This is a genomic window from Janthinobacterium sp. 75 (genome assembly GCF_004365495.1).
Classification (GTDB): domain Bacteria; phylum Pseudomonadota; class Gammaproteobacteria; order Burkholderiales; family Burkholderiaceae_D; genus Janthinobacterium.
Genome location: NZ_SORD01000001.1, coordinates 554778 through 576071, shown reverse-complemented (window position 1 = coordinate 576071; position 21294 = coordinate 554778). Strand labels below are relative to the sequence as shown.

The 21294-nt window shown below is 61.7% G+C and carries 17 protein-coding genes; 6 read left to right on the top strand and 11 right to left on the bottom strand.

Annotated elements, in window-relative coordinates; translation table 11 throughout:
* A complete protein-coding gene (locus tag C8C89_RS02750) occupies nucleotides 1-1638 on the top strand; it encodes a serine hydrolase (protein WP_133988827.1) in 1638 nt (545 codons plus the stop codon).
* 98 nt (nucleotides 1639-1736) lie between these two features.
* On the opposite strand, the gene C8C89_RS02745 is transcribed toward C8C89_RS02750, so the two are convergent.
* Together C8C89_RS02745 and C8C89_RS02740 are read right to left on the bottom strand one after the other, a co-directional pair.
* Nucleotides 1737-2564 carry a class I SAM-dependent methyltransferase gene (locus tag C8C89_RS02745; protein WP_101484820.1) on the bottom strand — a complete coding sequence of 276 codons (828 nt, stop codon included), beginning with the start codon at nucleotides 2562-2564 and terminating at the stop codon, nucleotides 1737-1739.
* An 85-nt stretch (nucleotides 2565-2649) separates the two neighbouring features.
* Nucleotides 2650-3309, bottom strand: coding sequence for a pyridoxamine 5'-phosphate oxidase family protein (locus tag C8C89_RS02740; protein ID WP_208327665.1), 660 nt, complete (start codon nucleotides 3307-3309; stop codon nucleotides 2650-2652).
* Nucleotides 3310-3413: 104 nt separating this feature from the next.
* On the opposite strand from C8C89_RS02740, the gene C8C89_RS02735 reads away from it, so the two are divergent.
* Complete coding sequence (locus C8C89_RS02735) at nucleotides 3414-4898, top strand: PLP-dependent aminotransferase family protein (protein WP_133988826.1); 1485 nt, start codon at nucleotides 3414-3416, stop codon at nucleotides 4896-4898.
* A 15-nt stretch (nucleotides 4899-4913) separates the two neighbouring features.
* On the opposite strand, the gene C8C89_RS02730 is transcribed toward C8C89_RS02735, so the two are convergent.
* From C8C89_RS02730 to C8C89_RS02695, 8 genes are all read right to left on the bottom strand, one after another.
* On the bottom strand, nucleotides 4914-5693 hold the full coding sequence (locus C8C89_RS02730; RefSeq protein ID WP_133988825.1) for a spermidine synthase: 780 nt from the start codon (nucleotides 5691-5693) through the stop codon (nucleotides 4914-4916).
* 58 nt (nucleotides 5694-5751) lie between these two features.
* Complete coding sequence (locus C8C89_RS02725) at nucleotides 5752-6273, bottom strand: FxDxF family PEP-CTERM protein (protein ID WP_133988824.1); 522 nt, start codon at nucleotides 6271-6273, stop codon at nucleotides 5752-5754.
* A gap of 238 nt (nucleotides 6274-6511) precedes the next feature.
* Entirely contained in the window at nucleotides 6512-7828 is a 1317-nt protein-coding gene (locus tag C8C89_RS02720; protein WP_243857877.1) for an ATP-binding protein, read from the bottom strand.
* 14 nt (nucleotides 7829-7842) lie between these two features.
* Nucleotides 7843-9195 (bottom strand): sigma-54 dependent transcriptional regulator, encoded by a 1353-nt coding sequence (locus C8C89_RS02715; RefSeq protein ID WP_133988823.1) that lies wholly within the window; start codon nucleotides 9193-9195, stop codon nucleotides 7843-7845.
* A 44-nt stretch (nucleotides 9196-9239) separates the two neighbouring features.
* Nucleotides 9240-10475, bottom strand: a complete 1236-nt coding sequence (locus C8C89_RS02710; protein WP_133988822.1) for an FtsX-like permease family protein — start codon at nucleotides 10473-10475, stop codon at nucleotides 9240-9242.
* A gap of 20 nt (nucleotides 10476-10495) precedes the next feature.
* A complete protein-coding gene (locus C8C89_RS02705) occupies nucleotides 10496-11806 on the bottom strand; it encodes an ABC transporter permease (protein ID WP_101483575.1) in 1311 nt (436 codons plus the stop codon).
* 9 nt (nucleotides 11807-11815) lie between these two features.
* Entirely contained in the window at nucleotides 11816-12544 is a 729-nt protein-coding gene (locus C8C89_RS02700) for an ABC transporter ATP-binding protein (RefSeq protein ID WP_101483576.1), read from the bottom strand.
* A gap of 30 nt (nucleotides 12545-12574) precedes the next feature.
* Nucleotides 12575-13843 (bottom strand): efflux RND transporter periplasmic adaptor subunit, encoded by a 1269-nt coding sequence (locus C8C89_RS02695; RefSeq protein ID WP_101484822.1) that lies wholly within the window; start codon nucleotides 13841-13843, stop codon nucleotides 12575-12577.
* Between the two features lie 156 nt (nucleotides 13844-13999).
* On the opposite strand from C8C89_RS02695, the gene C8C89_RS02690 reads away from it, so the two are divergent.
* The gene (locus C8C89_RS02690; RefSeq protein WP_243857876.1) at nucleotides 14000-15670 is read left to right on the top strand and encodes a DNA mismatch repair protein MutS; all 1671 of its coding nucleotides are present in this window, start codon (nucleotides 14000-14002) and stop codon (nucleotides 15668-15670) included.
* Nucleotides 15671-15686: 16 nt separating this feature from the next.
* On the opposite strand, the gene C8C89_RS02685 is transcribed toward C8C89_RS02690, so the two are convergent.
* Nucleotides 15687-17612, bottom strand: a complete 1926-nt coding sequence (locus tag C8C89_RS02685; protein WP_133988821.1) for a phosphoethanolamine transferase — start codon at nucleotides 17610-17612, stop codon at nucleotides 15687-15689.
* A gap of 425 nt (nucleotides 17613-18037) precedes the next feature.
* Here C8C89_RS02685 and rpsL point away from each other — a divergent pair, with 425 nt between their 5' ends.
* The 3 genes from rpsL to fusA all read left to right on the top strand — a co-directional run bounded on the left by rpsL (nucleotide 18038) and on the right by fusA (nucleotide 21258).
* Nucleotides 18038-18421, top strand: a complete 384-nt coding sequence (rpsL, locus tag C8C89_RS02680) for a 30S ribosomal protein S12 (protein ID WP_010394376.1) — start codon at nucleotides 18038-18040, stop codon at nucleotides 18419-18421.
* A gap of 152 nt (nucleotides 18422-18573) precedes the next feature.
* Nucleotides 18574-19044 (top strand): 30S ribosomal protein S7, encoded by a 471-nt coding sequence (gene rpsG / locus C8C89_RS02675; RefSeq protein WP_010394377.1) that lies wholly within the window; start codon nucleotides 18574-18576, stop codon nucleotides 19042-19044.
* A 108-nt stretch (nucleotides 19045-19152) separates the two neighbouring features.
* Nucleotides 19153-21258 (top strand): elongation factor G, encoded by a 2106-nt coding sequence (fusA, locus tag C8C89_RS02670; RefSeq protein ID WP_101483577.1) that lies wholly within the window; start codon nucleotides 19153-19155, stop codon nucleotides 21256-21258.
* Nucleotides 21259-21294: the final 36 nt, after the last annotated feature.

Sequence of the window (21294 nt, the reverse complement as noted above, 5' to 3'; positions counted from 1 at the left end):
ATGCATTCCATGAACCGTCTCGCCGCCGCCATCGTGCTGGCGTTTTCCAGCGTCACTGTGCCGGCACTGGCCTTTGACGCCGCCCCTGTTGCTGCTGCTGCGCCGGCGCCCGCGCCTGCCTTCGATCTTGACCGTGACGTCGCCACCGCCCTGAAGGTTTTCGACGTGCCCGGCATGGCGATCGCCATCGTCAAGGATGGCAAGGTCATCACCGCCAAGGGCTTTGGCGTGCGCAAGCTGGGCGAACCGGCATCCGTCGGCGCCAAGACCCTGTTCGAAGTGGCATCGAACTCGAAAGGCTTCACGGCCGCCGCTCTGGCCATGCTGGTTGACGAGGGCAAGCTGGCCTGGGACGATCCCGTCACCAAGCACTTGCCAGGCTTCCAGATGCACGATTCCTACGTGACGGGCGCCATGACCATCCGCGATTTGCTGACGCACCGCAGTGGCCTGGGCCTGGGCGCCGGCGACTTGCTGTGGTGGCCCACCACCACGTTCAGCACCGACGAGATCATCGAGAAGCTGCGCTACATCCGCCCAGCCACGAGTTTTCGCAACAGCTATGCCTACGATAATCTGCTGTACATCGTCGCTGGCAAGATCATCGCCGACAAGGCCGGCAAGAGCTGGGGCGAGGCGATGCACGAACGCATCCTGGCGCCGTTGGGCATGACGGGCAGCACCACCAGCCTGGCCGAGAACGTTGGCAATCCCGACGTGGCCAATGCGCACAGCAAGATCGACGGCAAGGTCACCGCCGTCAAATCGATGCCGGTGCCGAACGCCGTGGGCGCCGTCGGCATCAACACGAATGCGGAAGATATCGCCAAGTGGATGATGGTGCTGCTCGACGAAGGCAAGATCGCCGGCGTGATGGACAAGGATGGCAAGGAAGCGCGTCTGTTCAGTGAAAAGCAGGGCCGCGAGATGTGGACGGCGCAAACGCCGATCAAGATTGCCGAGCCGAAGCCAAAGCTGGCAGCGACCAAGCCGAATTTCAGCGCGTATGGCCTGGGCTTCCAGCTACGCGACTACAAGGGCATGAAAGTGGCCATGCACGGCGGCGCGCTGCAGGGCTTTTATTCGCGCGTGGTGATGGTGCCGGAAGCGAAACTGGGGGTGGCCATTCTCACCAATGCTGAAAATGGCGGTTCCATGACGGCGTTGCAATGGCGCATCCTCGACCATTACCTGCAGGCAGCGCCGTCGGACTGGCTCGCGCTGGTGGCCCAGGTGGAGCAGGACCAGCATGCGGAAGAAGTCAAGAAGCAGGGCAAGGCGTCGAGCGCGCGCGCGGTGAAATCGCAGCCATCGCTGCCGCTGGCGGCGTATGACGGCGAGTATGAGGATGCCTGGTACGGCAAGGTCGTGATCAAGCCGGAGGGGAAAAAACATATCCTCAGCTTCACGCGCACGCCGGACCTGACGGGCGAGCTGGAACACTGGCAGCATGATACCTTCATCGTGCGCTGGAAAGAGCGTAACTTCAACGCCGACGCCTATGTGACCTTCTCGCTCAATCCCGATGGCAGCATTGACAGGGTGAAAATGGCGCCCGTGTCGGCCGAAACGGATTTCAGCTATGACTTCCAGGATTTGAGCCTAGTACCGGTGAAGCCGAAGGAAACGAAGAAATAAAGCGGTAGGTCGGGTTAGCGCGTTACGCGTAACCCGACGCCATCACCGACGCCAACGATGTTGTCGGATTACGCGCGGCGGTGCCGCGCTAAGCCGACCTACTTGACGAACTTCAGGGTCATACGGTCACTCTCGCCGATGGCCGTGTATTTGGCCCGCTCCACATCCTTGTTGGCGTAGGTGGGTGGCAGTGCCCAGACGCCGCCCTGGTGGTCTGCCGTGTCCTTGGGATTGGCGTTGATGTCCGACTTGGCCGCCAGTTTGAAACCGGCGCCTTCAGCCAGTTTGATCACATATGCTTCGTGCATGTAGCCGCTGCTGGCCGTGGCATCCTGCACCTTGTTCGCCGGCAGGCGGTGTTCGACGACGCCGAACACGCCGCCCGGTTTCAGGCTGTCATAGACTTCCTTGAACAGGGTCTGCATGCCTGCTTCGCCAATGGGTATCCAGTTGTGGATATTGCGGAAGGTGAGCACCATGTCGGCCGTGCCTTTGGGCGCGATGCGGTAGGTGGTGGGTGGCGCGAAGGCGCCGATTTCCACCTTGCCGAAAGCGGCCGGATTGGCGTCGAGTTTTTGCTGGAAGCGGGCCGCGCCGCGGCGTGCGCCTTCGCTGGCGGATTGCGGATCGTTGCCGGCGGCGATCAGCTTGCCGTTCTCGCGCAGGTAGGGCGCCAGGATTTCCGTATACCAGCCGCCGCCAGGCGCCAGTTCGACCACTGTCATGCCCGGTTTGATGCCGAAGAACGTCAGCGTTTCATACGGGTGGCGGGCGCTGTCGCGTAGCGCGTTGGCCGGCGTGCGCGCACTGCCGGCAATGGCTGCCTTCAGGGCCGCGTCGCCGGCATCGGCGGCCAGTGCCGCACCGCTGCCGCCACAGGCCAGCATGACCATCAAGGCCGCAGCCAGGGATACTCGCTTCATCATCATATGCTCCATGCGTGATTGGATCGGTTGGTAAATTGGTGGCGATCGCCATCAACGCCGATCATCGGGCAAGCACGCCGGCCGGTCAAGCGGATTCCGTACCCCATGCAGCGGCATATGCGGGCAACTCGCTGGTGTTGAGCGCATCGGCGATGGCCGCGCCCCGACCGTGCGTAAACGGCAGTTCACCCGTCCAGACGTCATGCGCCATGTCGCCCGCATCGTCCAGCGGACCGCCCCTGCGCTGCTTGACGGCGCATTCGTCGAGCGCGATGCGCAGCACGGTGGTAGCGGCGTATTCCTTGGTGCTGCCACCGCGCACTTGTGCCAGGCGTCCCGGCGCCAGCTTTTCCATCAGCGCATCCATGGCCGCATGCTGCTGGCCGATGTCGCTTACTTTTTCAAACTGCCCGTACACCATCGCCGAGCGGTAGTTCATGGTGTGATTGAAGGCCGAGCGCGCCAGCACCAGGCCGTCGAGATGGGTCACCGTCACGCACACGCCCGTATCGCGCAGCAGCTGCTTGAGCATGCGGCTGCCGTTCGAGCCATGGATGTACAGGTGGCCGCCGATGCGCCAGCAGGCGGTCGGGATGCAATGGTTTCCGTGCTCGTCCTGGAAGGCGATATGGCACAGATAGGCGGCGTCGAGGACGGCGTACAGGGTGGCTTGCTCGTAGCTGGCCAGTTCGGCGACGCGGCGTACGCGGGTGCGGGGGCTGGGAGGCAGGGCGGTAGCGGTCATGGTGGAAATCCGGTTGGTTGAAGAAGCAGGCCGCACTATAATCGGCATCTGGCCCTGAAAAAAGATCCAGAACTGATAAATAATTTAGAGCCACAAGGAGGCGCATGGACTTTGCTTTGCTACTGGGTGCATTCGAACGCACGCATCGCGAGCGGGGCTGGCCGCGTCAGCGCCTGCTGCATGAATGCCTGCGCGCGGCGATCCGCGGCGGCCAGCTGGCTCCTGGTACGCGGCTGGCCGCCACGCGCGTGCTTGCTGCGGAACTGGGACTGGCGCGCAATACCGTGCTGTACGCCTACGAGCAATTGGCCAGCGAAGGGTTTGTCTTGCCGGACCGGCGCGGCACCGTCGTCGCCGGCAGTGCCGGCGAGCCGATGGCATCGCCAGTGAGTGGCGGCCAGGATGGCTTGTCGCGCCGCGCCCGGCATTTGCGCGGCGTGGCGGGACAGGATGTGAATGCGGCGCTGGTATTTCCTGCTGACGCCATGGGCGCGTTCGCGCCTGGCGTGCCGGCGCTCGACGAATTTCCGCTGGCGCAGTGGCGGCGCATGCTGGATCGTGCATGGCGTGCGCTGACGCCGCGCCAGCTCAATTACGGCGACCCTGCCGGTGAGCCGCAGCTGCGCATGGCCATCGCCGACCATTTGCGCGCCGCGCGCGGCGTCGTCTGCGATGCGAGCCAGGTGTTCATCACGGATGGCACGCAGAGCAGCCTGGATGTGTGCCTGCGCGCCTTTGCCGACCAGGGCGACACCTTGTGGATCGAGCACCCTGGCTATGGCGGCGCGCTGGCGGCGGGCCGCGGCGCCGGCCTGCAGGTGAGGGGTATTGCGGTAGACATGGATGGCATCGCACCGACAGACGACGACTGGAACGCGGCGCCGCCGCGCCTGATCTACACCACACCGTCGCACCAGTATCCGACCGGCAGCGTGCTTAGTCCCGCGCGCCGCATGGTGCTGCTCGACCGGGCCCGTGCCGCCGGCGCCCTGATTATTGAAGATGATTACGATAGCGAATTTCGCCATGGCGGCCCGCCCCTGGCTGCGATGCAGGGACTGGTGGAGGATGCGCCCGTCGTGTATATGGGCACCTTCAGCAAGACCATGTTTCCCGCCTTGCGCCTGGCCTTTATCGTCGTGCCGGCGACGCTGGCTGGGGCCTTCGCGCAGATGCAGGCACAGGGCGCCGCCAGGGGGCGCGTGGCTGAACAACTGGCACTGGCCGAGTTCCTGCGCAGCGGTCTGTTTGCGCGCCATGTGCGCCGCATGCGCCGCCTGTACCGCCAGCGGCGAGACGCCTTGAGCGAGGCATTGCAGCGCCATGCGTGTGCGGGCGCTGGCATCCATGGCGGCACAGCCGGCATGCATTTGGCGCTGCGTTTCCAAGATGCCGCATGGGATGATCTGGCGCTGAGTCGCCGCGCAGCGCAGGACGGCATCGTGGCGCTGGCGCTGTCCGCGCATGGCACGGGAGAGAGGAGGGGCGAGGGCGCCGGCTGGAACGGTTTCCTGCTCGGTTATGCGCAGGTACCGGCCGAGAATATGGATGGCCTGGCGCGCCGCCTGGGCGCGCTGCTGCCGGCGTGATGCCGCGCTACTGTATTACTGCTGGTCCTGCATCCACTGCTTCAAGCCGTTGACCCAGTTCTTGGCGGGCAGGTTGAACTGCTTCTTGATGGCGGCGGCACGTTCGTACAAGTCGCTGAAATCGAGCGACGGCGATTTTTTGAACGCCAGCACGACTATATTTTCATCTTCCATTTCTGGCACCCAGACGACGGCGTCGAAGACCAGTTCCATCGCCTGCAAATTCTTGTCGTAGTTGGGGAAGTCGCCGAAGACATTCGTGCACATGATGCCGTCGTCTGCCAGGCAGTCGAAGCAGGCCTGGTAGAACTCGGGCGTGTCGAGTACGGGGCCGCGCGCGTCTTCGTCGTACAGGTCCACCTGCAGCGCATTGACCGTGCCGTGGTTGGCAGGATCGAGCACGAAGTCGAGCGCATTCATCTCGCGCACGTCGAGGCGCGCGTCATTCGGCGGCAGCGCAAACTGGGCGCCGCAGATGGCGATCACATTCGGATTGAGTTCGATGGCTGTGACCGAGGCATCGGGGAAGCGGCGGTAGCTGAATTTTGTCAGCGCAGCGCTGCCCAGTCCCAGCTGCACGATGCGCCTGGGCTGTGTCTTGAACAGCATCCACATCATCATCATCTGCACGTATTCGAGCTCGATGGCGTCGGGTTTGTCCAGGCGCATGGCTCCCTGCACCCACTTGGTGCCCAGGTGCAGGTAGCGGATGCCGCGGTGTTCGGTGGTGGTGGCAGGCGGGTGGCCAGGATGGCTGAAAGCGGTACTGCTGGTGGAAGTGAAATCTGTTGTCATGGCTCCAGTGTAGCAGGAGCGAAAAAAAAGACGCTGCAGCGTCTTTTGGGAGGGGAGCTCAAGATTGCTTGCGGCGTCGTGCCAGGAAGCCCAGTATCCCCAGGCCGGCCAGCATCATGGCATACGTTTCCGGCTCCGGAACCGGGGCCAGGGTCAGGTTGAAGTCGCCGGCATAACTGCCACCTTTGGAGTTGCCCATGACTGTGAGAACCAGGGGCGCGCCGATCAAAATCTCAGTCGGAGCAAGGAGCGCGCCATGGAAGGCGCCGAAAGGCGTGCTGGTGCTGACATCTGTCAGGGCAATGCTGTTCAGCGAGACGGAGCTGAACGTGACCGCCATATTGTCAGCGCCGGTATAGGAGATGTTCGCAAGAAAGGTTTGCACGAACGAACCGGCAGTTGCTGATGGACTGAACGTGAATGTATCGGTAAAGTCACCTATGACGGGAGTGGCGCCGTAGCTTGCCGTCCATACATTGGTGCCTGTATTGTTAAGGTCTATGGAATACGCCGCCGCACAGGCGCTGCCGATGGACGCCGCGCCCAAGACCGTTGCTGCAATGAGTGATTTCAGTTTCATATTTATCCCCGCGAGAAAACGATTGATGTTTCAAAAAAACCGTACCGCTCAGATAAATTATCGCCAAGACATTTCATTGTCAATCAGCTATTTTTATATCATTATGCAAACTTAAATAGCTTATTTCTAACATACGGGCATGGCGCTCATGATGTTGCAATATTTAAAACTCTAATTATCAATATTGCACCGCGAAATAATTGCGAATGGTGTGATTTAAAAATCGTTACACGAGGAACTAATTTCTGTCCTGCAATGGAAGAATCAAGGTTACCGCCAGCCCTCCGCCTTCGCGGTTGGCGAGGGTGATGCGTCCACCGTGCGCTTCGGCGATTTCGCGCGCCAGGGCCAGGCCGAGTCCCGTGCCGCTGCGCTTGGTGGAATAAAACGGCACCAGCGCGTTTTCCAGCACGGCACCGCTCATGCCCGGCCCGCGGTCGCGCACTTCGATGCGCAGCTGCCCTTGACCCTGGCTGACGTGCAGGCCGATATGCTGGGGCTTTGAACCGGATTCCAGCGCGTTCTTGAGCAGGTTGAGCAGCGCCTGCTGCATTTGCGCCGCATCGAACACGGCGGCCTGCGCGGGCGGCGTGCCGTCAAGCGTGAAGGCCGCTTGCGAGGTCAGGCTGTCGAGGAAGGGTTGCCACTCGCATGGCGCCAGACGTGGTGCGGGCAGCTTGGCAAAGCGCGCATAGCCGAGGATAAAAGTTTCCAGGTGACGCGTGCGTTCCTCGATGGTGGCGAGGATTTGCGGCAGGCGCTCGGTCTGGCCGCGGCGCACCAGCTCGGCGCCGGAATGGGCCAGCGAGGCCAGTGGCGCCAGCGAGTTGTTGAGCTCATGGCTGATGACGCGGATGACTTTCTTCCAGGTTTGCACCTCCTGGCGCCGCAGTTCCAGGGTTAGCTGGCGCAACAGCAGCAGTTCGTGCTTGCGCCCGTTCAGGCTGAAGCTGCGCCGTGCCAGGTGATACACCTCTTCCTGCTCCCCTTCGCCGCTGGTAAACAGGCCGTCGTTGCGGCGCGCCAGCGCCTCGGCCAGGGCTGGCGCCGCCTCGCGCACGATGTCTGCCAGGTGGTGTCCTTCGAGCCGGCGGCCGTGGTGCAGCAACTGGCGCGCGGCCAGGTTGGCGTAGACGATGGCGCTGCCCTCGGCCACCAGCAGCATGGCCACCGGCGTGTTTTGCACCATGGTGTCGAGCAGCAGTTCGCGCTGCACCAGATCCAGGCGCTGCTTGCGCAGCACGTCACCCAGCGCATTGTGGGCCGCCACCAGGTCGGCCAGTTCATCGTTCTGCGGCCAGCGCAAGCTGAAGCCGAAGTCGCCGTCCTGGTAACTGGCAACCGTGCCGCTCAAGGCGCGAAACAGCGACAGCATCGATTGCAGCTGCGCGCGGATGGTAATGACGGCCACCGGCAGCACGCACAGCAGGGTACCCGCCAGCACCAGCAGCGGCTGGCCCGGCAAAAAATGCGCCAGCAGCAAGGCGATGACTATGCCCAGCACCAGCAAGGTGACGATCAGCGCCGTCCAGCGCGTGAGCAGGGAGAGGCGCATGGGAGGGTATGCCATCAGCCGCGTGCGATGCCCAGGCGTTCCATGCGCCGGTACAGCGCCTGGCGCGAGAGCCCCAGTTCCTGCGCCGCCTGCGCCACCACGCCGTGTGCGCGCGCCAGGGCGGCGACGACGCTGTCGCGGTCCGTCTCTGTCGCGTCGGCATCCTGAGGTGCGCGCAGCGATGGCAGTCCCGCCAGTGGCAAGCCTGTTTCCTGCGCGCTGATCACCGGGCCGGCCGTCAGCAGACTGGCGCGCTGCATGACGTTTTTCAGTTCGCGCACATTGCCCGGCCAGCCGTGCGCCAGCAGGGTAGCCTCTGCCAGCACATCCAGCGTTTTCTCACTGCCCAGGAAATGCCGCGCCAGCACCAGGATGTCAAGCGGGCGCTGGGCCAGTGGAGGCAGGCGCAGTTCGATCACGTTCAAGCGGTAGAACAGGTCTTCGCGAAACGTGCCTGCCCTGATCATCGCTGGCAGGTCGGCGTTGCTGGCGCTGATGACGCGCACTTTCACTTGCCGCTCGCGGTTCGAGCCGAGGCGCTCGAAGCGTCCCGTTTCCAGCACGCGCAGCAGTTTCATTTGCCCGGCCAGCGGCAGGTTGCCGATCTCGTCGAGGAACAGGGTGCCGCCGTCGGCCGCGTCGAACTTGCCATCGCGTGCGCGGGTGATGCCGGTGTAGGCGCCAGCCTCGGCGCCGAACAGTTCCGCTTCGATCAACTCCACCGGCACGGCGCCGCAATTGAGCACGACGAAGGGACCGCTGGCGACCTGGGAATTGGCTTGCACGATGGCGGCGATGCGTTCCTTGCCGCTGCCGTTCGGCCCCGAAATGAGCACGGGCACGTCGGCGCGCGCCACCTGGCAGGCCAGGTGCACCACTCTTTCGGTGGCCGGATCTTGCCATACCATGCCGCGCAGATCGAAGTCGTGCTCCAGGGCGTGGCGCTGGCGCTGCTCGGCCATCACACGCTGACGCAGCGCGCGGTTGGCCTGCCCCAGCTCCAGCAGGTTCTGGACGCTGGTGATCAGGCGCCTGTCATCCCATGGCTTGGCCAGATAGTCGGCCGCGCCGGACTTGATCAAGTCGACGGCCGCATCGAGCTGGGTCCATGCCGTCAGCAGAATCACGGGCAGGTCCGGGTAGCGCGCGCGGATGGCGTGGAACAGCGCGCTGCCTTCCTCGCCCGAGGTGGTGTCGGCCGTGAAGTTCATGTCCTGCACCACCAGGTCGATGGTGTGGCGCTCGAGCAGAAGCAGGCCTTCCTCGGGCGAGGAGGCGCGCACGGCGTCGATCTCGTGCAGGGAAAACAGCACGTCGAGCGCGATCGCCACGGCGGCATTGTCGTCAATAATCAGTACGGTAGGCATGCGCGCAGCATAACATTGTCAGGCCAGCCATGGCGGGGGCAAATTCATGCGCTGCGCGTGGCCGTGGCAGGCGAAATACTGGCCGCACGCCATGCCGGACCGTACACTGCGCCCAGGCCCAGAAGCCAGAACACCAGCGCGCCTCCCACCAGATAGGGCAGGGGCAGGCGGGCCATTTCCAGCTGGCTCACCAGCAGCTGGTTCAGCGCGAGGGCCAGCATTACGCCGGCCGCCACGCCCACGCTGGTAATCATGAAGTTCTCCGTCAGGAAGTAGCGCAAGATGTCGAGGCGGCGCGCACCGAGCGCGCGCCGTACGCCGATCTGCTTGCGCCGCTGCGTGACCCACAGGCTGGCAATGCCGACGATGCCGCTGGCCGTCACCAGCAGGAGCAGGGCCGAGACGGTGATCAGCATCCACGACAGGGCGCGGTCGGCGCGGTAGCGCGTGTCGCGGTCTTCGTCGAAGCTGCGGATGCGCACGATCAGTTTGTCCGGCGTGGCTGCGCGGACGGCTTGTTCCACTTCTTTCATCACGCGGTCACGCTGACCCGGTTCGGCTCGGATGGTCAGCAATGCATCGCCGTCGCCCGTCAGGCGCACGGGAAACAGGATCGAATATTCGCCGCGCTCGCCCACTTCCGCGCCCTGGGTCTGCAACCGTTCGATGACGCCGACGACCTGCAATTTCTCTGCGTCCTCGCCGGTGCCCATGAACATGGGCATGTTCAAGGCGCTGCCGCCGCCAGGGTACATTTTTTTTGCCAGCGCCCGCGTGATGATGACTTGCGGTGGTGATTCTTTTGTCACATTCTGGTCAACTTCCGTAATTTCAGCGGGCGTAAAATCGCGCCCTTCCACCAGTTTCAAGCCCCATGTCTTGATCAGCGAGTCGGGGGTGAGATACACGGCGGCATTGGCGGAGGTGTTTTCCTGTGTGCGGTTGACAGCAAAGCCGCTGCTGCTGCCGTTGCGCGACAGCGGCACCTGGCTTACCTGCGCCACTGAGACGACGCCCGGCACGGCACGCGCAGCGGCGGCCAGGCGCTTTTGCAGAGCCAGTTCTTCATTGTGGCCCTGCTGGCGCAAGTTGCGCGCCAGCAGATGGAAGACGTCGCGCTCTGCCGCCACGCCGCTGGGGCGCGCCGCCACCTCCTGGCGTACGTTGACGATATGCAGGGCATTGGCCAGGATGGCCAGACTAAGGGCTACCTGCACGGCAACCAGGATGGCGCCGGTTTTGCTGCGCATCAGCGCAGACAGGATGGGTCGGATTTCCATGGTGTCCTATTCGTGTGCGGTTATTGGGATTTGAGCTGGAGGGCCGGCGTCACCTGGCAGGCGCGCCAGGTCGGCAGCAGGCCGGCCAGGATCGCTGCGGCCACCGAGATGACGAAGGTCATGGCCAGCATCACCCAGTCCATGTGCGCGGCGACGGTCAGCTGCTTCGACTGCATGCCGATGAGTGCCAATGCGCCGAAGGACAGCAGCAGGCCAAGCACGCCGCCAGCCAGGCCGATGACGGTCGTCTCGATGAGGAACTGGCGGAAGATGTCGCTGCGCGAGGCGCCCAGTGCGCGGCGGATGCCGACTTCGGCGGCGCGCACGGAAAATTTGGCCAGCAGCAGGCCGATGGTGTTGACCAGGCACAGGGCCAGGAAGCCAAAGGCCAGCCAGGCCGACAGCTTGTTGTCGTTGCCGACCACGCGCAGGTGCGCCATCCATTCATCGATGGTAAACAGCTGGTTGGGGGCATTGCGCTTCAGGCGGCCCAGCTTGCGCTGTTCCTGCGCATAGCTGTCGAGGTAGTTCTGCAATTCGCTGCGCTGACCATCGCTGGCCATCTCGAACCAGAACTGCATCCACGTGCATTCCGAGTCGAGCGTGCCCTGGTAGCCAGGCTCGCGGTTGCCGCTGCAGCTCATGCTGCCGTTGTGGCTCATCTGATGGCGTATCGCGCTGGTGAACGGGATGAAGTAGCTGTCTTCGCTGCCGAAGGCGCCGCTGCCGATGATGCGGTGGATGCGCGGTACCGGGTCCCATTTATCGAGCACACCCGTGATCTGATACTGGAAACCCATGAGTGTCATGCGCTGGCCGACCGGATTGCTGTCGCCGTACAGCTTTTCCGCCAGCTTGCGCGACAGGACGACGACATCGGCACCGGCGGCATCGTCGGCAGCACTCCACGGCTGGCCGTATCGGAACGGCGTCTCGAACATGGGGAAGAAGTCGCGGTAGGCTGCCAGTCCCTGGGAACTGAAAGCGCCGATATCCTTGCGTGCTGGTTCGATGGCGCCGCTCACGCCATACATGACGCTACGCCGTTCGCCCAGTTTACTGTTCTGGAAATTGACGGCGTCGCGGTAGCTGAGCTGGTCGTCGCCCGACTTGTTACCCGGCGTATAGCCGGCGAGGGGACCGTTGTCGAGCAACGGCACGAACATCCGGCCATTCTTGTGCGGCAGGGGATTGCCGGACATGACGTGCAGGATGGTGAGAGTGGAAATGCTGGCAGCCACGCCGATGGCCAGGGTCAGCACCATCAGTGCCGTCAGGGCCGGATTGCGGCGCAGGCTGCGCAGGCCGAGCAGGAAGTAATACTGGAACATGAATACTCCTCAGGCGGTGGCGGCGTTGCTGCCGGCCTTTGCCTGGCTGCTTGCCAGCGATGGCCCCTTGTGCACCAGGTCCGACACCTGGCCGTCGATGATGTGCACATTGCGCTGGCTGCGCAGCGCCAGTTCCGGATCGTGCGTGACCATCAGTATGGTGGTGCCTTGCGCATTGATGTCTTCGAGCAGCTCCATCACGCCGCGCGCCATCTGCGTGTCGAGGTTGCCTGTCGGTTCATCGGCCAGCAGCAGCTTGGGCGACCCGGCCAGCGCGCGCGCGATCGCCACGCGCTGTTGCTGGCCGCCCGACAATTCGGCCGGATAGTGCTTCATGCGCGAGGCCAGTCCCACCTTTGCCAAGGCATCCTCGATGCGTTCGCGTCGTTCGGCGCTGTTATAGCCCCGGTAGCGCAGCGGCACGTCGACGTTGTCGAACAGCGACAGATCGGGGATCAGATTAAAACCCTGGAAGATGAAGCCCAGTTTTTCATTGCGCAGGCGCGAACGGGCATTGTCGTTCATGCCTTTCACGTTGACGCCGTCGAGTATGTATTCGCCATCCGTGAATTCCTCGAGCAGGCCGGCGATGTTCAGGAAGCTCGTCTTGCCGGAGCCGGACGGTCCCGTGACAGTGACGAATTCCCCCTGCTTGACGTGGATTTCAAAACCGCGCAACGCGTGCGTTTCGATCATGTGGGTGCGGTAGACTTTGTTCAGGTTTTGCATGCGCAGCATGGCGTGCCTCTTTCTAGGATGGGATGCAGCTTATTGATTGATGGAGATGCGGGCAGCGTTTTCAAACGATTCCGTGCCGGCGACGACGACCTTGTCGCCCAGCTTCAGGCCATCGAGAATTTCCACGGATGAGACGCTGGTGGCGCCCATCTTGATGGGGGTGCGGATGGCCACGCCGTCGCGCACCACATAGGCGAAACGGCCGCCTTCTGCCTCGACGAAGGGGCCGCGCGCCAGCATCAGCACATTCGGCTTTTCGTCGATCAGCAGGCGCGCCGTGATGCGCTGGTTTTGCCGCAGCCCTGCCGGTTGTTCACCATTGAAGCGCACGCGTGCCAGCACCTGGTTTTTCACTACTTCCGGCGACAGCGCCGACAGTTTCCCTGTCGCCTTGATGGCACCCGTTTCGATTTCCGCGCTCATGCCCAGGCCGATATCGGCCACATACGTTTCCGGCACTTCCAACTCGACTTCCAGCTGCGACAGGTCGACCAGGGTCATCAGCGCCGTATTGGCTTGCACCACGCTGCGGTTGGCCACCGAGAGCGTGCCGATGAAGCCGTTGACGGGGGCGCGCACGGTCAGTTCATCGACGCGGCGCTGGGCGTTGTCGCGGCTCAGGCGCTGGCGTTCCAGTTCATTGACCTTGGTCTTCAGTGCCAGGGTCACGTCCTCGCTTTCCAGGCCTGCCGCCTGCGAAGCGTGCTTGCTGCGGATGTCGGCTGAATTGAGCGCGTCCTTGGCCTTCTGGTAATCGATTTTGGCGATGATGCCCACTTGCGCCACGCTTTCGTAGCGTTCCAGGGTGCGCTGCGCTGACAGGCGTTCGATTTCCGCCGTATCGGCTTCGCGCCGCGCCAGCAGCTTCTGTTTTTTTGCCAGGATCTGCTGGCGTGCCACTTCCGCTTCCAGTTGCTGCACGCTCGACTGCTCCCGTTTCAGGGCGTCGGAGAGGTCCGGCGATTCAAGCACGGCCAGGATGTCGCCTTTTTTTACCGTGTCACCCGCCTTGGCCTTCAGGGTCACTGTGGCCACCGTGGTCGAGTACAGGGTGGGGCTGATGGCGGCCACCACGCGGCCATTCACGGCTGCGTCGCGGATCAGGGTGCCGCGCGTGACCTCGGCGATGCGCAGGCGGCTGGCATTGACGGAATGTTCGCTGTTGCGCCAGCCGGCAAATACGGCGACGGCGCCGCCGATGACGATGACGGCGCCGGCCAGCAGCAGGGCGCGTTTCTTGTGGCGCTGGCCCGGCGGGGCGGACAGTACGGCGTCTTGAGAGGAGGTATCGCGGATCATGGTCATGTCTCGTGGAGGATGACTTATCCAATGCACGATCCGTGCCACTGCATAAGCCATTGATCTGCAAAGAGAAAAACCGGAGTGTCCGGCTGTCCGCCGTGTCCGCGCCGTCCGCCAGGTGTCCGCGCGGCCATACCGGCGCGGCATGGAGCGATGGATCTTGATAATCTGGCAATCGGCCTGATCTGTGGCGTGGCAGTGATGGCGCGCGGCGCCATGCTGATCCCTGATTGGAGCCTGATGCCGTCCTCGCCCTCCCAGTTTTCTAGCCTGAACCGCTGGCTGCGCCAGTTTGCCAGCCTGCCTGAACCGGCGGAATTCGATTACCCCTTTGCCCGCAGCGACATTGCCATGCTGGAGCAGGTCGAAGCTGGCCCGGTCCAGCTCGATGAACAGACCTGGGACGAAATGCTGCTCGATGACTACCATATGCAGCTCGCCGATCAGACCAGCATTCTTGGCCAGCAGCGATTGCATCAGCGTCTGGCGAGCGGCATGGCAAGTGCCGCGTCGCGCGCGCGCATCACGGCCCTGCTGGCCGCGCCGGCACAGCAGGCAGCGCTCGAGCAAGCCATGCGGCCGCTGCGCACGGCAGACATGGAAGTGGCTGCGCTGCTGTGCGGCGCGCCCCCGTCAGCGCCGCCGTGGTGGAGCCGCTGGCTGCTGCTGCCGACCCTGGTGCTGCTGGTAGCGCTGCTGGCCGCGTGGCTGGTCGCGCCGTTGGCGTGGGCCGTCGTCGTTCCCGTCTGGCTCTTCCTGATGGCGTTGCAGATGCGTTTTTACGATCGCTGCAAACCGTGGGCGCGTAGCGTGTTTACCTTGCAGCAGATATTGCTGGTGCATGGCCGCCTGGGAGCGCTCGATTCGCCGTTCACGGCGCAGTTGCGCGAAGGCGTCCGGGCGGCAGGCGTGATCAATCGCCAGATCACGCCGCTGGGCTGGATCAAGATGATTCCCCTGTTGAGCGAATATGACGACTGGCTCATGCTGGGCAATATTCGGCGCTATTTCCATAGCCTGCGCGTGGTGCGGCGCGAACGGGCCTTCTTGCGCCAGAGTTTCCGGTTGCTGGCCGACCTCGAGGCCGACGTGGCACTGGCGCGCCACGTGCGCGGCCGCCCGCAATTTTGCTGGGTGCAGGAAGCCGATGCGCGGCAGTTGTCGCTCGATGCCATGGTGCATCCGCTGCTGGGCGGTGCCATGCCGCTGTCGCTGCGGCTCGATGGCCGGGGCGCCTTCATTTCGGGGCAGAATGCGATCGGAAAAAGTACCTTGCTGCGCGGCGTGGGACTCAATCTGATCAGCGCACGCGCCTTCGGTTTTTGCTATGCGCAGGCCGCCCACGTGCCCATGCTGCCGCTGTATTCGAGCATGCAGAATGAAGATTCCCTCGATGGCGGCGAAAGTTTATATATTGCTGAACTGCGGCGCGCGCGCGAACTGCTGGCGCTGGCCGAGAGCGGGGAACCGGCGCTGTTTCTGATCGACGAGATTTTTCGCGGCACGAACCACCTTGAATCGGTGGCGGCGGCGGCCGCCGTGCTGCATTCCCTGGCCGCGCGCCACCTGGTGATCGTCTCGTCGCACAACCTGGTGCTGGGGCCGCTGCTGGAAGACTGCCTGGCGCCCTGGTGTGTGCGCCGCGATGACGCTGGCGCGCTGCAGCTGGCGCCCGGCGTGCTGCAGGCCACGAACGGCATCGCCCTGCTGGCGCAGCGCGGTTTTGACGCCGGTATCGCTGACAAGGCCGGACGCGTCTTCGACTGGCTCAGCACGCACATGGCGCAGCCGGCCGATTGCGGCGGCGTGCTGGAGCGGGCCTGACGGCCGCCCTTAGCCCTTACTTTTCCTGTTTCTCCGGCGTGCTCTTGTCGATCACTTCGCGGCAATCGCCGCGGATGATGGCGTTGTCGTAGTTGGTCCAGCCGTAGCTGTCGACGTAGCGCTTGTGCTGCTTGAAGCGGGGGCTGGCGATGCTCCATTCGGGCTGTTCGCCGGCGAAGCGGATGTCGCCCAGGTCGAGCAGGGTATGGAACATGTTTTCCGTCGACAGGCGTGCCTTCTGATGGCGCTGCAGCTGCGTCACCTTGTCCGGATAGTGCTGCTGGAATTGCGGCGAATACCAGACGAAGGCGGGCACGTGGAACTCGAACTGCGTGTTGTGGCCATGGAAGGCCAGGCGGCAGCTGCCGTCGTACAAGGTCTGGCCGTGATCGGCCACGTAGACGAGCGAGCTGCGCAGGGCGGTGCGCTGGCCATCATCCTTCAGCATGCCGATCACGTTTGACAGGAACCAGTCCGTGTACAGGATGGAGCTGTCGTAGCTGTTGTTCAGCTGTGGCTTGATGGCCGTGTCCGTGTAGACGGGCTTGTCGACGCCGAACAGCGACGGTTGCCACTTGTCGAAGGATTTCGGATAACGCTGGCTGTAGTTCCAGTGGCTGCCCAGGGTGTGCAGCACGATGAGCTTTTTCGGCGCCGGGTCGGCCAGCGCGTTCTTGAACGGATCGAACAGGATCTGGTCGAAGTTCGAATTATTGGTGAAGCCGCCCAGGTTCAGGAATTGCACCACGTCTGCCTCCTTGGCAAACACGGATACGGGCGTATCGAATTGGCCGAACGAGATCTGGTTCGACAGCCAGTAGGTCTTGAAGCCCGCTTCCTTGTAGGCGGTGAGGAAGGATTTTTCCGAGAAGCCATCCTTGAGGCTTTGCGTGGCCGGCTTGCGCGAGATGATGACGGGCACGGACAGGCGCGTGGCGGAAACGGCCGTGATGACGTCGGCCAGCGGCACCAGGTTGCTTTCCTGTTTCAGCAGGGGATTGGTGTCGCGCTCATAGCCGTTCAGGCTCCAGCGGTCGTAGCGCGACGATTCGCCGATTACCATGACGACTACTTCCGGATGGGCGTCGGGATGTTGCTGGTGCGCGCCGAAACGGAAGCTGCTGCTCTTCTTTCCCAGTTCGGCCAGGTACCGACGTTCCTTGTAAAAATCGAAGCCGCGCGCGGCCAGGCCGAAGGGCCAGGAATTGCTGACGGTGTCGAATGCATAGGGCAGGCGCGCCCAGTGGGGCAGGCTGGGCCAGCCCAGTCCCGTTTCGTCGGCGCCGGCGATGCTGGCGTTCTCCGGCTTGCTGCTTTCCTCGTCGTCTTCGGCCGTTTCGTCGTCGGCCGAACTGGCGTCGCCGAAGCCGGAAGCGCCTGCCTTGGCGCTGGCTGGTGGCAGGCTGGCCTTGGCTGATGCGGGAGCGCTATGCAGAACCTTGGCCTCGAAACCGAATTCGTAGCCATACCACCAGAAGCCGCCCAGCAGGATCAGCAATACGAAGGCGGCCGGGCGCGTCTTGCCGCGCCAGTCGAGGTCGCGCGTGCGCGTGGCCGCCAACCAGCCGAGCGCGCACCAGGCGATCACGCCCAGCATGACGGCGCCCATCAGCCACACTTTTTGCCCCAGGAACTCCATCGCTTCCTTGGGGCTGGTTTCGAAGATGATGCCCAGGTGGTGCGTGGAAATGCCCTGGCCATAGAAGATGAACAGGTAGATTTCCGTCGGCAGGGCCAGGAAGGCGGGCACCAGCAGCCAGTGAAAGTATGCGGGGCGCTTGAACACGCTCCATACGGCCAGCCAGGCCAGCAGCTCAAGCGTGAGCATCTGCCAGGGATGTTCGAGCGCACGCCCCAGCAGCGCGGGGACGAAAGGCACGGCCGTCAGCAAGGCATACGTCAGGAGCAGGAACAGAGTGGCAGGGCGAAGCAAGGAGCGCATAAAGGGAGGCAGCGAAAAATGTCCGCTATTATCAATCCTTTTGTTGTATTGCGGTCGTACAAGAATGCGCCCTACTGATGCTTGGCCTCAGAGAAAGAATGCCAAATCATCAATCATCGCGGGATGCCGCTGCCTGCGCATTGCTGCCAAAGATTAGTCAAAATGCCACAAATGAGCCGCTTTTTTGCCTTTTTTTATAGCAAAAAGCGGTAAACTGATTGACCCCCTGTAACACAAGGTCTAAACTAGCGAGTTCTCGATTTTATTCTGCTCATCGTTTACGTATTGCCTGGCACTTTTTGGCCGCTCCTTATCGAGTGGCTGCGGGCGCCTCCGGTGCGCAGTAGATGAAAGCGGGACGAGGTTTTAGTCGCCGGGCATCTTGCCCGGGTTATTAATCGTAGTTTTTTGTTGGATTTATAACGATGCCAACCATCAATCAATTGATTCGCAATCCACGCGTCGCTTTGACCGTGAAGAGCAAATCGCCGGCGCTGGAAAACAGCCCGCAAAAACGTGGCGTCTGCACACGTGTTTACACAACGACTCCAAAGAAGCCTAACTCGGCTCTGCGTAAAGTCGCTAAAGTTCGTCTGACCAATGGTTTCGAAGTCATTTCGTACATTGGCGGTGAAGGCCATAACCTGCAAGAGCATAGTGTTGTGCTGTTGCGCGGCGGCCGCGTCAAGGATTTGCCGGGTGTGCGTTACCACATGGTTCGCGGTGCCCTGGATACCCAAGGCGTTAAAGACCGTAAGCAATCGCGTTCGAAGTACGGTACCAAGCGCGCTAAAGCAGGCAAGAAGTAATAAGTTGTACGCAGCAAACCCAAGTTTCGCTCAGTGGCAACTAGCTAAGTGAATGTAGTCGACCGCATCTGGTCGAGTAAGTGGAAGACTATGATGGTCGTCCGCGAGTGTGCGAAGAACGCGCGCTCAACTGAAGATTGAAAGGAATTGATATGCCACGTCGTCGTGAAGTACCCAAGCGCGAAATTTTGCCAGATCCAAAATTCGGCAACACTGATGTCGCTAAATTTGTAAACGTGCTGATGCTGTCCGGTAAGAAATCGGTTGCAGAAAACATCATCTACGGTGCTTTCGAGCACATCGCAGCAAAATCGGGCAAAGATCCGCTCGAAGTTTTTGCTACCGCAATCAACAACGCCAAGCCGCTGGTTGAGGTGAAATCCCGTCGCGTCGGTGGTGCAAACTACCAGGTGCCGGTCGAAGTTCGCCCAGTCCGTCGTATGGCTTTGTCCATGCGTTGGTTGCGTGAAGCTGCTAACAAGCGCAGCGAAAAATCGATGCCACAACGCCTCGGCGGTGAGCTGATGGAAGCGGCTGAAAGCCGCGGCGGCGCGATGAAAAAACGCGACGAAGTCCATCGTATGGCTGAAGCGAACAAAGCGTTCTCGCATTTCCGCTTCTAATATAAAGCCAGCTACCGCAAGGCGGCTGTCAAGCATCTGTTGTTCGAGGCCGGGCTCATTTTTGCAAAAAAATGCTGCTCGGTTTTGTCCATTCATTTAGGATTAATTATGGCCCGCAAGACCCCCATTGAGCGCTACCGCAATATCGGTATCTCCGCTCACATCGATGCAGGTAAGACGACCACCACCGAGCGCGTTCTGTTCTACACCGGCGTGAACCACAAGCTGGGCGAAGTCCATGATGGCGCAGCCACCACCGACTGGATGGCGCAGGAGCAAGAGCGCGGTATCACGATTACCTCGGCTGCTGTTACGTGCTTCTGGAAAGGCATGGCAAACAACTTCCCAGCGCATCACATCAACATCATCGACACCCCAGGCCACGTTGACTTCACCATTGAAGTTGAACGTTCGATGCGCGTGCTGGATGGCGCCTGCATGGTTTACTGTGCAGTCGGCGGCGTGCAGCCACAATCGGAAACGGTATGGCGTCAGGCTAACAAGTACAAAGTGCCACGTCTGGCCTTCGTGAACAAGATGGACCGTACCGGCGCCAACTTCTTCAAGGTCTACGATCAGATGCGTTCGCGTCTGAAAGCCAACCCAGTACCTATTCAGATGCCTATCGGTGCTGAAGACGTCTTTACCGGTGTTATCGATCTGGTCAAGATGAAAGCGGTCATCTGGGATGACGCTTCGCAAGGCATGAAGTTTGAATACGGCGAAATTCCTGCCAACCTGGCTGCTGAAGCTGCCAAGTGGCGCGAAAACATGGTTGAGGCCGCTGCTGAAGCGTCCGAAGAACTGATGAACAAGTACCTGGAAGAAGGCGACCTGTCGGAAGCCGAGATCAAGGCTGCTCTGCGTCAGCGCACCATCGCCAGCGAAATCGTTCCAATGTTGTGCGGTACCGCCTTTAAAAACAAGGGCGTACAAGCAATGTTGGACGCGGTCATCGAGTACCTGCCATCGCCAATCGACATTCCACCTGTCCCAGGTCTGGACGAGGACGAGCAGCCAGTCGAGCGCGCAGCCGACGACAATGAGAAGTTCTCGGCATTGGCGTTCAAGATCGCAACCGATCCGTTCGTGGGTCAGCTGTGCTTCATCCGCTGCTATTCGGGCACATTGAATTCGGGCGATTCGGTCCTGAACTCCGTGAAGCAGAAGAAAGAGCGTATTGGCCGTATCGTGCAGATGCAAGCCAATGAGCGCGAAGAAATCAAAGAAATGCGCGCTGGCGACATCGCCGCTGTCGTGGGTCTGAAAGACACCACCACTGGCGATACGCTTTGCGACGAAAAAGCAAGCGTCGTTCTGGAACGCATGGTCTTCCCTGAGCCGGTGATTTCGCAGGCAGTCGAGCCAAAAACCAAGGCTGACCAGGAAAAAATGGGCCTGGCGCTGAACCGTCTGGCAGCAGAAGATCCATCGTTCCGCGTGCGTACCGATGAAGAATCGGGCCAGACCATCATCGCCGGTATGGGCGAGTTGCATCTGGACATCATCGTTGACCGCATGAAGCGCGAATTCAACGTTGAAGCCACCGTCGGCAAGCCACAAGTGGCTTACCGCGAAACGATCCGTAAAGTGTGCGAAGAGTCGGAAGGCAAATTCGTCAAGCAATCGGGTGGTCGTGGTCAATACGGTCACGTGGTTCTGAAGATCGAACCGCAAGAACCGGGCAAGGGCTTCGAATTCGTTGACGCGATCAAGGGCGGTACCGTTCCTCGCGAATACATCCCTGCAGTTGAAAAAGGTGTACGCGACACGCTGACTTCGGGCGTGATGGCTGGTTACCCAGTTGTTGACGTTAAAGTCACGCTGTTCTTCGGTTCGTACCATGATGTTGACTCGAACGAAAATGCATTCCGCATGGCCGCTTCGATGGCATTCAAAGATGGCTGCCGCAAAGCATCGCCAGTCATCCTGGAGCCGATGATGGCCGTGGAAGTGGAAACGCCGGAAGACTACGCCGGTACCGTGATGGGCGATCTGTCGTCGCGTCGCGGTATGGTGCAAGGCATGGATGAAATTGCTGGTGGTGGCGGCAAGATCATCAAGGCCGAAGTACCTCTGTCGGAAATGTTCGGTTACGCCACATCGTTGCGTTCGTCGACCCAAGGTCGTGCGACTTACACGATGGAATTCAAGCACTATGCTGAAGCACCTAAGCATGTGACTGAAGCGATCGTAAGCTCGAAAGCTAAGTAATAGAAGTTCCGGGCCGGCTTTCACGAGAATGCCGGT

Bases quoted from the DNA above. Each gene is read 5' to 3' on its own strand.
- C8C89_RS02715 (WP_133988823.1), bottom strand. From the start codon at position 9,195: ATGCCTACCGTACTGATTATTGACGACAATGCCGCCGTGGCGATCGCG.
- fusA (WP_101483577.1), top strand. From the start codon at position 19,153: ATGGCCCGCAAGACCCCCATTGAGCGCTACCGCAATATCGGTATCTCC.
- rpsL (WP_010394376.1), top strand. From the start codon at position 18,038: ATGCCAACCATCAATCAATTGATTCGCAATCCACGCGTCGCTTTGACC.
- C8C89_RS02750 (WP_133988827.1), top strand. From the start codon at position 1: ATGCATTCCATGAACCGTCTCGCCGCCGCCATCGTGCTGGCGTTTTCC.
- C8C89_RS02685 (WP_133988821.1), bottom strand. From the start codon at position 17,612: ATGCGCTCCTTGCTTCGCCCTGCCACTCTGTTCCTGCTCCTGACGTAT.
- C8C89_RS02725 (WP_133988824.1), bottom strand. From the start codon at position 6,273: ATGAAACTGAAATCACTCATTGCAGCAACGGTCTTGGGCGCGGCGTCC.
- rpsG (WP_010394377.1), top strand. From the start codon at position 18,574: ATGCCACGTCGTCGTGAAGTACCCAAGCGCGAAATTTTGCCAGATCCA.
- C8C89_RS02710 (WP_133988822.1), bottom strand. From the start codon at position 10,475: ATGGAAATCCGACCCATCCTGTCTGCGCTGATGCGCAGCAAAACCGGC.
- C8C89_RS02730 (WP_133988825.1), bottom strand. From the start codon at position 5,693: ATGACAACAGATTTCACTTCCACCAGCAGTACCGCTTTCAGCCATCCT.
- C8C89_RS02690 (WP_243857876.1), top strand. From the start codon at position 14,000: ATGGATCTTGATAATCTGGCAATCGGCCTGATCTGTGGCGTGGCAGTG.
- C8C89_RS02735 (WP_133988826.1), top strand. From the start codon at position 3,414: ATGGACTTTGCTTTGCTACTGGGTGCATTCGAACGCACGCATCGCGAG.
- C8C89_RS02695 (WP_101484822.1), bottom strand. From the start codon at position 13,843: ATGATCCGCGATACCTCCTCTCAAGACGCCGTACTGTCCGCCCCGCCG.
- C8C89_RS02720 (WP_243857877.1), bottom strand. From the start codon at position 7,828: ATGCGCCTCTCCCTGCTCACGCGCTGGACGGCGCTGATCGTCACCTTG.
- C8C89_RS02700 (WP_101483576.1), bottom strand. From the start codon at position 12,544: ATGCTGCGCATGCAAAACCTGAACAAAGTCTACCGCACCCACATGATC.
- C8C89_RS02745 (WP_101484820.1), bottom strand. From the start codon at position 2,564: ATGATGAAGCGAGTATCCCTGGCTGCGGCCTTGATGGTCATGCTGGCC.
- C8C89_RS02740 (WP_208327665.1), bottom strand. From the start codon at position 3,309: ATGACCGCTACCGCCCTGCCTCCCAGCCCCCGCACCCGCGTACGCCGC.
- C8C89_RS02705 (WP_101483575.1), bottom strand. From the start codon at position 11,806: ATGTTCCAGTATTACTTCCTGCTCGGCCTGCGCAGCCTGCGCCGCAAT.